This is a genomic window from Halalkalibacter suaedae (assembly GCF_017939705.1).
GTDB classification, from domain to species: Bacteria; Bacillota; Bacilli; order Bacillales; family Bacillaceae_D; genus Halalkalibacter; species Halalkalibacter suaedae.
The window spans coordinates 139,097-153,006 of the sequence record NZ_JAGKSQ010000007.1; the positions used below are offsets into that span (position 1 = coordinate 139,097).

Below are 13,910 nucleotides of genomic sequence, written 5' to 3' on the forward strand. Positions count from 1 at the left end.
GCTTCGCCGAGAAAACGTGAGAAATCGGCTGGAATTTGAGTCACTTAGCTCTTTTTAAGAGGGCATATTGAATAAAAGCCATCCACTAAGTGAAAATCACCCTTTCTAGCGTTTAAATATGAAGTTACTGCCCAAAACAAAAGCCCTCACACAAGGTGAGGGCTCTAAACTTAATTACTCTGCATCTGTTAAATCTTCAATTGAATCAATATCCATATACGTTGGAACAACTAGACCAAGTGCTGTACCGTGTAGGTTAGAACCTAGGTCCTCGAATTGACCTTCAAATTCAGCATAGTAGTCAGCATGTGTTGTTGGTAACCAAGCACCAACTAGTGCATCACCACTACCACTAGCAACACCAGCCCACATTGGACCTGCATCAACTTGTACTAGCTCTACTTCATAACCAACTGATTCTAGAACGTTTGCGACAACATTTGTACCTGCAATTACATCATCCCAAGCAACATAAAGAAGGGAAAGTTCTTCACCGTCAACTGAATTTACACCTTCAGTCCAAGTGCTTACTAGTTCTTCATTTTCTCCAACCCATTGTGCTGCTGCTTCTTCTGGGTCCATTCCATCATTAATTAATGCCATAACATCTTCAATATTGTTTGGCTCCCATTGGAACTGATCAAGAAGTGTATAAGCATCAGGATGATCCTCAGCCAATCCTAGACGAGCGATTGTATGAACATCCTCAGCTCCACCGTAAACACCTTGTGGATCTTCTAAATATTTCAGATCAAAAGCTGAGAACTTCCAGTGTGGGCTCCAGCCTGTTACGATAATTGGCTCTTCATTTTCATAAGCACTTGTTAGAGCCGCGGCCATTGCTGCACCTGAACCTTCAACAATTGTCCAGTCCTCTAAACCATAAGCTGGTACAGCGTCATTAATAGTGATATTCATTAAACCTGCACCAGGATCAATCCCGATAATCGTGTGATCAACCTGTTCTCCAACTGAAACCGTTTCAGTCTCTGTCTCAGTACCTGTTTCTGTATTCGTATCTGTTCCTGCTTCTTCTTCCCCACAAGCTGTTAAACCTAATGCTAATGTAGCTGCTGCTGTAAAACCTAAAATTTTCTTAAACATTAATGTGTTCCCCCTTGTTTTTTCTTTCCTATATTTTGAGTAATCCGGTCTAAAATGATTGCAATAATAACAATCGCTAGACCAGCTTCAAAACCAACACCAGTCTTAATTTGTGTAACGGCACGGTATACTTCTGTTCCTAGACCAGGTGCACCGACCATTGCAGCAATAACAACCATTGATAGTGCTAACATGATACTTTGGTTGATTCCCGCCATGATTGTCGGCATTGCTAGTGGAAGCTGAACTTTTCTTAACCGTTGCCCAGTTGTTGAACCGAAAGCCTCTGTGGCTTCGATAAGGTCACCTGGGACTTGCTGAATGCCAAGAATCGTTAGACGAATCGTTGGCGGCATTGCAAAAATAACTGATGCAAATACCCCTGGTACCACTCCAATACTAAAGAAGAAGATGGCTGGAATTAAATAGACGAAAGCAGGCAATGTCTGCATGACATCTAAAATAGGTGTGAGTACCTGTTGCACCATTTTTTTCTGTGATGCCCATATGCCAAGTGGAATTCCAATGACAATGGTTACTACAACGGCTGTAAGCACGAGTGATAATGTTTGTAACATGCCTTCCCAATAACCAAGATTCCAAATAAGCAAGAGTCCGATTACAGAGAACAAGGCAATTCTCCATCTACTTGTCTTCCATGCTATGAGTCCAATTACTAGAATTAATAGAATGGGTGGAAATAAGACTAATACCCATTCAATTCCATCAACAACACCTTTGAGCCCGACACTAATGACATCAAAAAATCCACCTAGATTATTTGTTAGCCATTTGACAAAGGCATCAATCCAATCAGCTAAAGGAAGCTTTGGGATATTCTCCATTACAGCACCTCCTTAGCATCCGGTTGATCTAACATGTTGATATATTCTTCGTTTCCAGCAAGTGCGCCAATAACTGCACCTTTAACAAGAATTCCTTTTAAGCGGTTTTTCTCATCCATAACGGCAACAGGGATGATTGCATCTGACACTTTATCAAATAAATCTGTTAGCACCGTTTCAGGATCTACAGTTGTAAAGTCTGTTGTCATGATCTCTTGAATAGAAAGATTCTTATCAGCAGCCTCTTTCGCATCACTTGCAGAGATAAAGCCAAGCAGGGTCTTCTGCTTATCAACAACATAGATTGAAGAAATCCCTAGATCTCTCATAAGCTTAAGGGCAACACGAGGACCTTTGTCAATTTGTACTGATTCTGCTCTCTTCATTACATGCTTAGCTGTAAGGACCTTCGCTAAATCGACATCTTCAACAAATCGTTCAACATACTGATTTGAAGGATTCATAAGAATTTCTTCAGGTGTGCCAATTTGAACAATGTTTCCATCCTTCATTAAGGCAATTCGATCACCAATGCGTAAGGCTTCATCTAAATCATGCGTGATAAAGATAATTGTCTTTTCCATTGTTGATTGAAGCTGTAGTAGCTCATCTTGCATATCTTTACGAATTAATGGATCAAGTGCACTAAATGCTTCATCCATTAAGAGAACATCGGGATCGTTAGCAAGAGCACGTGCTAAACCTACACGCTGCTGCATTCCACCACTCAGTTGGCTTGGATATTGATTCTCATATCCTTTTAGACCAACTAGCTCTAACGACTCCATTGCTTGCTTCGTGCGTTCTTCCTTCGGGATCCCCTGAATCTCAAGTCCGTATTCAGTATTTTCAAGAACGGTATAGTGCGGTAGCAATGCAAACTTCTGAAAGACCATACTGATTTTCTTTCGACGAACGTTACGCAATTGCTCCTTTGACATTTGTACGACATCTTTGTCATCAATTAATACCTGACCAGAGGTTGGATCAATCAGTCTGTTAAGTAAGCGAACAAGTGTTGATTTTCCACTTCCTGATAATCCCATAATGACAAAAATCTCTCCCGAATGAACATCAAAGCTTGCTTGGTTGACTCCGACGGTACAACCTGTTTCCTTTAAAATCTCAGACTTCGACTTTCCGCTTTCTAGCTTTTGAAGAGCCTGTTTAACATTTTTACCAAAGATTTTGGTGACATTGTCTACTTTTATTTTGATTGTTGACGCTGTTTCCATTCTCTCACCTCGCTGACTTAATTAATTATAGAGATAACTCATACAATTACACAAAGCCCATAATCAAGCAAAAACCGAACGTATTAAACGTACAGTAAAAACTGTACGTTTAATACAGATGGTATGCGTACAATTCCTCAAGAATACGCTTTAATCCTATACTTTTGTTATTTTTACTTTTAAATTTAGTGTGATAATCTATTATTATAAGATCACATAGGGAAGTGATAGGGATGAAAGAGGAAGAGAAATTAGAACAAGCTAGATCCCGATGTATTGATTCTTGGGCCCAAAATATGAACCTTTATGGAATTACACCCTCGGTTGGAAGACTGTATGGTCTTCTATATTTCAATGAGGAGTCAATGACATTAGATACAATGAAGGATGAACTCGGTATGAGTAAAACGAGTATGAGCACATCAGTAAGGCAGTTACAAGAGCTTAAAATGGTAGAAAAGGTTTGGAAAAAGGGGAACAGGAAGGACCATTATCAGTCATTGGATGATTGGTATCAAACATTTAGTGACTTATTCTCAGTGAAATGGCGCATTGGAATTTCCAATAATATAAGTACAATTGAAAAATCATTAGCTGATATTGAAGAAATTATTAATAGTCCCGGTGTGTCAAAAGAGACAAAGGAAGCAGCTGAAATTGACCAGAAGAAGCTTCAGTACTCTTTAGAATATTATGATTGGTTAAATAGGTTTGTTGATAGTATAGAAAGCAAAGAGATCTTTGAATTCATACCGAGGAACAAAAAAGATGAGTAAGTTGTAAGTAGTTACGCTCTTTGTTAATTCATATAAATCAAGCGACAGACTTAGTGTTTTAAATAGCGGTGTGGCAATTCTTTTGTCATGCTGCTATTTTTTTTGTAAATGTAATTATATTTGGATTTTATGTTGATATTGATGGGGTATACCAAAATATATGCAATTATCTTTTAAAGGAAGGTTAAGTGGAAGTTAATATTGCAGTGATAAGGTGCTTCGACAAGCTACCGGGAAGGGGAGCACACACCCGCCGGAGGGCGTTGAACTAATCGCACAAAAGGCTAGGACATCTAAAGTGTCTAACTAGAATATTGAATAAAGTAACAAGTAGCGGATGAAATATACGTAGACTTCTGCGGGATCAAAAAGAGACCACTAAAAAAGGTGAAAATCATACCTTTTTCAGTGGCCTCATCAAAAAGCCAAAGGTGAGACCCCACAGTCGTAGACGAGGAGGCTCACCGGCTTCCCGCGGAAAGCGAAGTATATTTCAGGAGCCGCTTACGTCCGCCAACCATCTTTGTTCGGATTTTCTATTAGTTAAATCACTTTTTTCCCGGCCTCGTTTTTTATTATAAAGCTCGTGTTGGTGGAGCTTCGTCGTTGAGCATTTTTTTATCGAAAATGAATGGTCCAAATGGGACGACAGAAGCGATGACAGCTAGAAGCCCTTTCGCGAATGACCATTTAAATGCGATCATCATATAACCGACGGCAAGGATATACAAAACAAAAAGTCCACCATGAAGTGCACCTGTAATTGTAACAGGTAATGGCATATCGAGTAGGTATTTTAATGGCATGGCAATTCCAAGTAGGACAAGGAATGATAAGCCTTCTAGATAGCTAATGAGACGGAATGCTTTTAATGTTTTCATAATAGCCTCCTTATTTAAATCATACTTCTACTAGTATATCAAAAGAGTGGACAAAACTTACCATCAAATTATGAACAACCTTTTAACATTTTATTGCGACACATATCCTCCTCATTTTTCATAGTCTATACGGTTAACAGCCTAGTTAATTTGAGATCACTGAAAAAGGTAGTGAAAAGAGGAGGTTTTTTATTTGTATCCGATGTATCCATATTATGATAAAGAATTAAACTGTGAGGAGCAGCTAATTTCGTTCCCACCACAGGAGCAGCCGAGACAGCCAGGCTTGGAGTATGTGATGGAACCAAACCCCATTTCTGAAAATCCTCATTATCAAGGTGCGGGGAAGCTTGAGAATAAAGTAGCGATTATTACCGGCGGGGATAGTGGAATTGGCCGAGCGACAGCCATTGCCTTTGCAAAGGAAGGGGCAGATGTAGTAATCGTCTATTTAGATGAACATGAAGATGCACTTTCAACGAAGAAAAGAGTCGAAGAGCTTGGTCGAAAATGCCTGCCTATTGCTGCTGACTTAAGAGTGGAGGGTAATTCAAGAAAGGTTGTTGAACAAACAATTGACAATTTTAATCGAATTGATATTTTGGTAAATAATATTGCGATTCAGATTGTTCAAGAGTCCATTTTGGATATTACAAGTGAACAGCTAGAAAATACGTTTATGACAAATGTCTTCTCTTATTTTTATATGACTAAAGCGGTTCTCCCTTACTTACAAGAAGGTGACTCAATTATAAATACAACCTCTATTACATCGTATGAAGGACATGAAAAGCTAATTGATTACTCTGCGACAAAAGGGGCAATAACGACATTTACACGTTCACTATCTCAGTCTTTAGTTGATAAAGGCATTAGAGTGAATGCAGTTGCTCCTGGACCTATTTGGACGCCGCTTATTCCTTCATCCTTTTCAGCTGAAGAGGTGAAAGTGTTTGGTACAGATACACCAATGAAACGAGCGGGCCAACCGTTTGAATTAGCACCGACGTATGTCTACTTAGCCTCAAGTGACTCAAGCTATGTGACTGGTCAAGTTCTCCATGTTAATGGTGGAGTGATGGTCAGTTCATAAGTTCTGAAACATTCCTAAAAAGTCTCTCCTGACCTTTTAGGAATGTTATTATTTATATAGAAGCAAGTTTTTTAATATAAAAAGAGGCGAGGTGGATAGTAGTGTTAATAAATGGAATAACTATAAAGGGGATTGACGTTGACTCTGAAACAAGATGTGCACATTACCACACGAATAAAGATATCATTGCAATTAAGTTTGCCTGCTGTCAGACCTATTACCCTTGTTACCAATGTCATGATCAATTAGTAAATCACGAAAGAACGGTCTGGCAAAAGGAACAATATGATAGTAAGGCTGTTCTCTGCGGAGTTTGTGGAACGGAGCTAACGATACAAGAGTACTTCTCTTCTGCCTCGATATGTCCGCATTGCTCTTCTGTATTCAATGAAGGATGTAAAAATCATTATCATTTGTATTTCGCGACAGATACTCTTACAAAATAGAGAGTTTATTAAATATGCTGATATCATGCTAAAATAATATAACCTTTGGGTTTAAGATAGACAGGCTTCTTAGGGGTTAAAAGGGAGTTGGTACATGTTGATTGAAATACCTATTCAAACACTACTTAAATCGTTTGAACATTTATATAATGTTGTTTTTCTAATGAAAGAAAGCAATGGACAATTTATATATGAGTATGTAAGCCCAGATGCTCAAAAGCTAGCTTCGTTAGATCAATCGTGCATTGGCAAAACTCTTGAAGATATGTACCCAAGCTATATGGCTGACCATGTAAGCTCCTACTATCGAGAAGCAAAAGAAAAGAGAAGCCCTGTTATCATCCAGGATAAGTTTAATATGGAAACCCAAAACGAGACAGCGAATCATGTCGTCATTCCGATTATTGAGGCTGATCAACAGATACGATACTACATTTGCTACACTCAGCAAATATACACCCAAAATACCGCATATGTTGATGTATCAACTGGGTTTCATAGTCTGCCATCCTTTAGTAGCTATGTTCAGCATCATTTGCTTAAAATGAAGGCTTCAGCAACTCCTAATATGATCTGTTATATAAAAGTTCGTTTGAATAAAATTGCAATGGATCAGCGTACCCTCTATTTAAATGAAATCGCTAGACGAATGAAACAGTGGTTTTCAAATGGACAATACATAGCACGTGCAGTGGAAGATGAATTTATTATTTATATGTCCTCCGAAGAGGCTAAGCAAAGAATTCATGAACTTCAAGCTTGGTTATCAAAACCTGTGTACTTAGGAGAAAGTGAGACTGTTCTTACTACAGCAGTTGGGACAACAAATGTTGAGAATGATGGAAAGCCAATTAGCACGGTCATTAACGAAGCATATCACGCCATGCTAAGAGCTAAACAGCAAGAAGGCAACTCCTTAGTGTGCTTCGATATCGACAGCCAGTCCAAGGACGTGAAACAAAATACAGAGCAAGAGCTTAAGAAGGCAATCAGTAATAATGAATTTGTCCTCTATTTCCAACCGATTGTACATATGAGTACGGGTGATGTTCACTATGAAGTGTTACTTCGTTGGTTTAGTTCGAAGCTCGGTCCTGTTCCACCAGATGTATTTATTGTCGTCGCAGAAAATTGTGGATTTATCGAGGAAATTGATATGTGGGTATTTGAAAGAGTATGCGAGAAATTAGCATCTGAAACAAATGAACTCAAACGAGTCTCTATAAATATGTCGACCAAAACCTTTGGATTACCTGAACTTGAGCGAGAGCTGGCTGCGATATGTAAGAAAAACGATATTGATCCGAAGCGAATTGAGCTTGAGCTAACAGAGCACTCATTGCTTGAAAATGCAGATGATTTCACGGAAAAGCTTATTAGGTTGAGGAAATCTGGATTCAGTGTTGCGATTGATGATTTTGGGATGAGTCATTCGTCCTTTAATTATTTACGAGTCTTACCTGTTGATAAAATTAAAATTGATAAAGCTTTTATAAAAAACCTCAAAAAAGATTCTAGAGAGTTTCATATTGTTTCCTCGATTCTTTCACTTGCTGAAAAAATCGGTGTTACGGTTACGGCAGAAGGAGTGGAAACGAGCGAACAAGCCCTTTTATTAATGGGGACAACTTGTGAAGAACTACAGGGGTACTTCTTTAGTAAACCTTCTTCGTATGAGACGATTGTAAAAGTTAATAAAGAAACACATGAGAAATGGCAGCAGTTGTTGCTTGATTGGGAGAGTAATAAGAAATAAACAACATTGCTCTCCTCATAATTCACACTAGTAAGTAATTTACATGTCTCCGTGCTATTGGGGGACATGTTTTCCTGTCTATATTTATCCTCATCGATCATACATATTACTTCATTCTACTAAAAGAGAACTTTTACTAAAGTTTAGTTCAATGTTAACATGAAAGGAAACAAGCGTTATCAATTCAAAAAAAATGAGAGTGGAAAAATGAAATATTTAAAATTGATACCTAATACGATGACATTAGGAAATTTGTATTGCGGTTTCTTGTCTATTGGTTATGCGGCTAATGGCCAATATAAAAATGCTGCTATTTTAATTTTGATCGGTATGATGTTAGATAGTATGGATGGATGGCTTGCTAGAAAGTTAGATGCTGATAGTGACCTTGGGAAGGAGCTTGATTCGTTAGCTGACATTGTAACATTCGGTGTAGCACCATCATTTTTAGTGTATTACACACACTTTTTTCAATATGACATATTAGGATTTGCAATCGCTGGGTTATTTCCTTTATTTGGAGCCTACCGCTTAGCTCGGTTTAATATCAGTGCGAGTAGCAATCAGGTAAATTACTTTACGGGAGTACCTATTACAGCTGCTGGTGGTATTGTTGCATTGCTAACATTATTTGGTGCGTTCATTCCTAATATATTGATAAGTGTTATATTTACAGCTTTGTGTTTTCTAATGGTCAGTAATATCAAAGTACCAAGCTTAAAAGAAGTTCCACTTCCAAAATATGGGACGATTATTACTGTATTTATCGCATCTGCAATATTTATGGTGTTCGTTGGTAAATACGGTCAATTTCCATATTTAATATACATTGCAACCCCAGTTTATATTGGTTATTTATCTTATTATTTTATAAAGAAGAAAGGAAAAGATGAGAATTAAAAGGGTGAATTACAAGAGCTCCTTTTAAGAGTAATAAATTTATCTAGCTATTTGAAAGGCCACTGAAAAGGGGATGTTCAACCATCCCTCTTTCAGTAGCCTTGACGACTGATAAATGAAGATTTTGTCGTTTAAAGACAGCACATAAAATCCATTTATCTAGTGATTATTATTGGTTCGCTGCGTATTGATTTATCATTTGTTTTTTATCTATAGCTCTTACCAATCCGATAAATAATCTGGTTACCGAAGACTTAATCGTAATACTAATTAAGGTATGGTACCATGCCCATCCCTTTTTCCAATCAACTAAATCTGTTTTTTTTGCAGCCCAAAGCTCAACAAATAGCATCGGAATTGAAAAAAATAACAATTTGTAAAATATGGTAATAGGTTTATCTTTAGACGTTACTTGATTATAGAAAATTGTTATCGTTGGATACACTAAATAGTCAAATACTATATGTTTTTTAAATAGCTTTGGTAATAAACGTACAGGATACTTAACGATTTTTTGCTTTGCTATAATTTGATCAATGAATCCGTTCGAGATTGCATTAAAGAAGTAAACGAGCAACCAATCCTTTATAGGTGGTTTCCTTAGAAACAATGGCAATAAACCTATAGTCACTGCAACCAATATTCTCAAGAAAACCTTCTGAGTTTGATAATTATTCATGGAGGATCAATCCTTCCTTTCCGTTGGATAAATACTAAGAACAACATGTAGTTAAATTCGAACTTTCCATCCCTTCCATTGTGAAAATCAATCTACTGTTGCAACCCCAAGAGCGAGGTTTTCCCATAGAATCTTTTCGACTTTTTCAACTTGGTCCTTTGTGCAATTTATAATCAATACTACTTCTGATTTCTTCCCTCTTATTTGTCTTTTCCTTTTATGAATTACTTTAAAGATAAGATAATCAATGATAAATCCAAGCATAAATCCACTTGCTGCGCCAATTAATCCCCAATAAATTGGCCCCCATTCTAATTTAAATCCAACACTTGCCCCTATGACTGAAAAGGCAGTTCCAATCGCTGCACCTTTGTCGAATAGACTAATTCCATCTGCACGATGTAACGTGTCAAATAAACGTCTTTCCTCTACTCGATTGTTGAGAGATACGGCAAGTATCTTTTCATTTTCGATGCCGATTTCCTCCAATGCTGTAATAGCTAGTTCTAGATATGTAGAGTGTTCATAAGTTGAAAAAATCTGCAACATTCTCACCTCAAACTTTCACTCTGTACTGTTGGTAATTTTCAGTTAAGAATTTTTTTTGTTCTCTTTCGTATAGTTTGTTATTTTCCACTGTATTTACATAAGAGTCATACATGGCAAATCCAATATGGGATGGAATGAACAGTAACCATTGGGGATCAAGTACTTGTGTTGCTTGAGCTATTTCTCCTAAAAAAAGATAGTAGACAGCGACAAGTAGGTTTGAAAAATAAACAAAAACAATCGTCCATATAGTAGTAAATAAAGCTGTCACGATACGATGAATGTAGAGTTGTCCTAGCCCTGGTGTGAACAATGACCATAAAACGGCCATAATTGGCCTTCTTTTATCTAAGTAGTTTATTTCTAAGGCTCCTATGCTGTATGTATTGAAATCAGCATTCTCCCGATCGGCAAGGATATAAACTCTATTCATATCAACCGTTGTTCGATAACTATCCCATATCCCAAATAGATAGACAGGGATATAGAGCAAGAACCACTGGGGGTCAAGAACTTCTTTAGCCATATCGATATTTCCTGTAAAGGAATGAACCATTGATAGGTTTAGATTTGTCATGTTGTTAATGAGAATTTCCCAAATAAATAAGGTGAAACCTCTAAGGTATTTAGACAGTAGTAAATGACCAAAACCAGGAAAGGCAGCTGACCACCATGCAATGATATACGGATTTCTCAGATGTAGTTGCGTTGTACCTAATGTGCTCACGTGAGCAATATACCGTCGTTCCTGATTTGTTGCTTTGAAGTTTTTCATGCTCCAAGTCCTTATCTATTTTTGATTTACTCTTATTATTAGGATTTGCAACTTCTGGGATTTTATTTAGTTATTTATTTGCTTTTATAGAAATAGAAAGAGACCAAATATGATTTGGTCTCTTTCTACAGACAAGGAGTGCCTGGTTTGAGAACGATATTAGTTCCTATGACGTACGCTGTAATTGTGTCATCAATTGCTGATAAGCTAGGGCGTCATCCTGTTTTCCTGCTTGCTGATAAGCCTTGATAAGCCAACGTAAAGGTTCTTGTGATTGTGGTGCTAGCTCTGTTTCCCAAACAAAGCAATCAATGGCACGTTCGAAATCATTAAGCTCATAATATAGCTTTCCAAGCTCGAATTGCTGCTCTGGTTCATCAATAAGCATTTGAATTCGTTTTAGCTTTTGGTAGCTCGCAAGTTCAGTTGTCTCTGCTAATTGCTTTTCTAACCAGATAAGCAGTTGCTGTAAGCCAAGTGATTTGTTGAGGTATGGCAAAACGGTTTGAATGACTTGGTCGAGTAAAATGGGTTGTTTATCTAAAAGGAGGATGCGTTCTAATAGTATGGTTGGTGGGACGGATATTGTTGATAAATCAACAGATTTGATTAATGAAGGAAACTGTTGCTTTTGTTGCTCGGTTAATGGGAAGGAGTATGTTAGTAAGAAATTTAGAGCTTGCTCAGAGTGCTGTTGCTCAAGAAGCAATTGGTATACATTTTCATGTAAAGTTGTCGCTGGATCAACTTGTGCGCAAAGTGGTAGTAAACATTGAATAACTTCCTCTTTTGATAAATGCAAAGAGAGTTCCTCAAGAAGGTCTACAAAGGAATAAGGCTTTTTGGACCAGCCGGATAGAGCTAGAGCGATTGCATCAACATGACGAGATTCGTTTTTGTAGATCGTTGAAAGAATGAGCTTTGAAGGAGTACTGGCATGCTTAGTAAAAGCTTTTTGCTCAGCGTAGATTGGATTTATTGTTAGGAGTTGATCTTGGTCTGTTTTGTAAAGCTTGGTTACTTTCGCATAGTCGAGATGTTTAGTGACATCCTTCACCCAGCTTTCTTTATACCCGGCGGCATATAGAGTGATTGCCAGATGATAAGCAAGTGCAAGCTGACCATTACGACGATAAGCTATGTGGAAGTCTTTAAGCAGTCGATCTAATTTGGCAGCTGAAAGATACGCATCAAAGTAACTGAAAATTAATGCAGTCTCTTGAATCGAGTAGTTTTTCTTTAGGTTAGCTAGTAGTTGATTAAATGGAATCATCTCTAATTTGGATACAGGCTCTAGCAACATAGAAATCAGCGAACTAGCTCCTTCGAAATGAACACCTTTTTTCTCAGCAACGGCAAGAAACGTTGAGGGCTCAGCTTTCTTCCATTCTCTAGCTGTTAGAAACTCGTTTTTATAAAAAAAGAGTCGATAACGCGTGTTTGTCTCACTGACACATTCAACTACCTTGCATTGTTGGAACCAAATTAACTTAGTCGGTTGCACGATATGCTTTTCGTTACGGTCAAACAACGTCCATTCGGTCATAACCAAGCCTCCTTTTTTCTAATTGTAACATAAATGAAAGGTCGCCGTTGTTTTCTGGTTTTCTGGGGAGCATGATATACTCTAATTATATTAAGACGTAGCAAATAGGATGATGATAATGACAAATGAATTTACAATTAAATTGAACGAACGTGAAAGTGAGAAGGTGAGAAAGGGCTATCCATTAATTGAGAAGGATGCCGTGAAAAGCCAAGCATTACCTAATGAAGAAGGTGCCTTACTCAAGATTGTTGACCAATCTGGAGCCTTTTTAGCCAAGGGATATTATGGAATACAAAATAAAGGAATTGGATGGATCTTATCAACTAGAAAAGAAGAGATCATTGACAGAGATTTTTTCGTCAGAAGAATAAATGAGGCATTTTCAAAACGAGAGCAGCTTTTCGAAGATGGGAACACTACGGCCTTTCGGGTGTTTAACGGGGATGGCGATGGTATTGGTGGGATTACGATTGATTACTACGATGGCTACTATGTCTTCACATGGTACAGTGAAGGCATATATCATTTTCATAAGCAACTCTACGCAGCATTTGAACAAGTAACTTCCTTTAAAGCAATTTATGAAAAGAAGCGATTTGCAAAGCAGGGCAAATATGTAGAAGATGATGATTTTGTTATGGGCTCAAGAGGACAATTTCCACTTCTCGTCAAAGAAAATGGCATTCATTTTGCAGTCTACTTAAATGATGGTCCAATGGTGGGAGTGTTCTTAGACCAACGCCAGGTGAGAAAACGGATTCACGATCAGTATTCGGAAGGGAAGACCGTGTTAAACACCTTCTCTTACACAGGAGCATTTTCGGCCGCGGCTGCTCTAGGTGGGGCAGTTAAGACAACGAGTGTCGATCTTGCTAAACGCAGTCTGCCAAAAACAATTGAACAATTTAGTGTGAATGGAATTGACTATGAAGCACAAGACATTGTTGTGATGGATGTGTTTAATTATTTTTCCTATGCTAAGAAAAAGAATAAGCGGTTTGACCTTATTGTCCTTGATCCGCCTAGCTTTGCACGTTCGAAGAAGCATACATTCAGTGCTGCAAAGGATTATACAGGGCTTCTTCAGGAAGCGATCGAGATTACCGAGCGACAAGGAGTGATTGTTGCTTCAACAAATTCTAGTGCCTTTTCAATGAAGAAATTTAAGGGCTTCATTAAGGAAGCCTTTCGTCAAAATGGAAGGAAGTATAAAATCGCCGAGGAGTATAGTCTACCTGATGATTTCAAAACAACGAACCATTTTCCTGAAGGTGATTATTTAAAGGTGTGCTTCATTCAGCTTGATTAAAATTAAGGAGAGA

14 protein-coding genes are annotated in these 13,910 nt (G+C 37.9%); 6 read left to right on the plus strand and 8 right to left on the minus strand.

Going from position 1 to position 13,910, the window contains the following annotated elements; genetic code table 11:
* Nucleotides 1–174: 174 nt before the first annotated feature.
* The 3 genes from J7W16_RS16440 to proV are packed head-to-tail and all read right to left on the minus strand — an operon-like array spanning nt 175 to nt 3,184.
* The gene (locus tag J7W16_RS16440) at nt 175–1,104 is read right to left on the minus strand and encodes a glycine betaine ABC transporter substrate-binding protein (protein WP_210598564.1); all 930 of its coding nucleotides are present in this window, start codon (nt 1,102–1,104) and stop codon (nt 175–177) included.
* Nucleotides 1,104–1,949 carry an ABC transporter permease gene (locus tag J7W16_RS16445; protein WP_210598565.1) on the minus strand — a complete coding sequence of 282 codons (846 nt, stop codon included), beginning with the start codon at nt 1,947–1,949 and terminating at the stop codon, nt 1,104–1,106. Before J7W16_RS16445 ends, J7W16_RS16440 begins: the two co-directional genes overlap by 1 nt.
* Nucleotides 1,949–3,184 (minus strand): glycine betaine/L-proline ABC transporter ATP-binding protein ProV, encoded by a 1,236-nt coding sequence (gene proV, locus J7W16_RS16450; RefSeq protein WP_210598566.1) that lies wholly within the window; start codon nt 3,182–3,184, stop codon nt 1,949–1,951. Before proV ends, J7W16_RS16445 begins: the two co-directional genes overlap by 1 nt.
* 233 nt (nt 3,185–3,417) lie before the next feature.
* Between proV and J7W16_RS16455 the strand changes: the two genes are divergently transcribed.
* Nucleotides 3,418–3,960, plus strand: a complete 543-nt coding sequence (locus tag J7W16_RS16455; protein WP_210598567.1) for a GbsR/MarR family transcriptional regulator — start codon at nt 3,418–3,420, stop codon at nt 3,958–3,960.
* Nucleotides 3,961–4,535: 575 nt separating this feature from the next.
* On the opposite strand, the gene J7W16_RS16460 is transcribed toward J7W16_RS16455, so the two are convergent.
* Entirely contained in the window at nt 4,536–4,841 is a 306-nt protein-coding gene (locus tag J7W16_RS16460) for a DUF3817 domain-containing protein (protein ID WP_210598568.1), read from the minus strand.
* Nucleotides 4,842–5,034: 193 nt separating this feature from the next.
* Between J7W16_RS16460 and J7W16_RS16465 the strand changes: the two genes are divergently transcribed.
* The 4 genes from J7W16_RS16465 (at nt 5,035) to pssA (ending at nt 9,036) form a co-directional block, all read left to right on the plus strand.
* Nucleotides 5,035–5,934, plus strand: coding sequence for an SDR family oxidoreductase (locus J7W16_RS16465; RefSeq protein ID WP_246880065.1), 900 nt, complete (start codon nt 5,035–5,037; stop codon nt 5,932–5,934).
* A 107-nt stretch (nt 5,935–6,041) separates the two neighbouring features.
* Nucleotides 6,042–6,380, plus strand: coding sequence for a CHY zinc finger protein (locus tag J7W16_RS16470; protein WP_210598648.1), 339 nt, complete (start codon nt 6,042–6,044; stop codon nt 6,378–6,380).
* Between the two features lie 94 nt (nt 6,381–6,474).
* Nucleotides 6,475–8,136: an EAL domain-containing protein gene (locus J7W16_RS16475; protein WP_210598569.1), complete on the plus strand. Its 1,662-nt coding sequence runs from the start codon at nt 6,475–6,477 to the stop codon at nt 8,134–8,136.
* 207 nt (nt 8,137–8,343) lie between these two features.
* Complete coding sequence (gene pssA, locus J7W16_RS16480) at nt 8,344–9,036, plus strand: CDP-diacylglycerol--serine O-phosphatidyltransferase (protein WP_210598570.1); 693 nt, start codon at nt 8,344–8,346, stop codon at nt 9,034–9,036.
* A gap of 169 nt (nt 9,037–9,205) precedes the next feature.
* Here the strand turns inward: pssA and J7W16_RS16485 are convergent, their stop codons facing one another.
* The 4 genes from J7W16_RS16485 to J7W16_RS16500 form a co-directional block, all read right to left on the minus strand.
* Nucleotides 9,206–9,685, minus strand: a complete 480-nt coding sequence (locus J7W16_RS16485) for a CBO0543 family protein (RefSeq protein ID WP_246880066.1) — start codon at nt 9,683–9,685, stop codon at nt 9,206–9,208.
* Nucleotides 9,686–9,802: 117 nt separating this feature from the next.
* Entirely contained in the window at nt 9,803–10,261 is a 459-nt protein-coding gene (locus J7W16_RS16490) for a hypothetical protein (RefSeq protein WP_210598649.1), read from the minus strand.
* Nucleotides 10,262–10,271: 10 nt separating this feature from the next.
* Nucleotides 10,272–11,039: a hypothetical protein gene (locus J7W16_RS16495; RefSeq protein ID WP_210598572.1), complete on the minus strand. Its 768-nt coding sequence runs from the start codon at nt 11,037–11,039 to the stop codon at nt 10,272–10,274.
* Between the two features lie 166 nt (nt 11,040–11,205).
* The gene (locus J7W16_RS16500; protein ID WP_210598573.1) at nt 11,206–12,585 is read right to left on the minus strand and encodes a bacterial transcriptional activator domain-containing protein; all 1,380 of its coding nucleotides are present in this window, start codon (nt 12,583–12,585) and stop codon (nt 11,206–11,208) included.
* A 118-nt stretch (nt 12,586–12,703) separates the two neighbouring features.
* Between J7W16_RS16500 and J7W16_RS16505 the strand changes: the two genes are divergently transcribed.
* Nucleotides 12,704–13,897: a class I SAM-dependent rRNA methyltransferase gene (locus tag J7W16_RS16505; protein ID WP_210598574.1), complete on the plus strand. Its 1,194-nt coding sequence runs from the start codon at nt 12,704–12,706 to the stop codon at nt 13,895–13,897.
* Nucleotides 13,898–13,910: the final 13 nt, after the last annotated feature.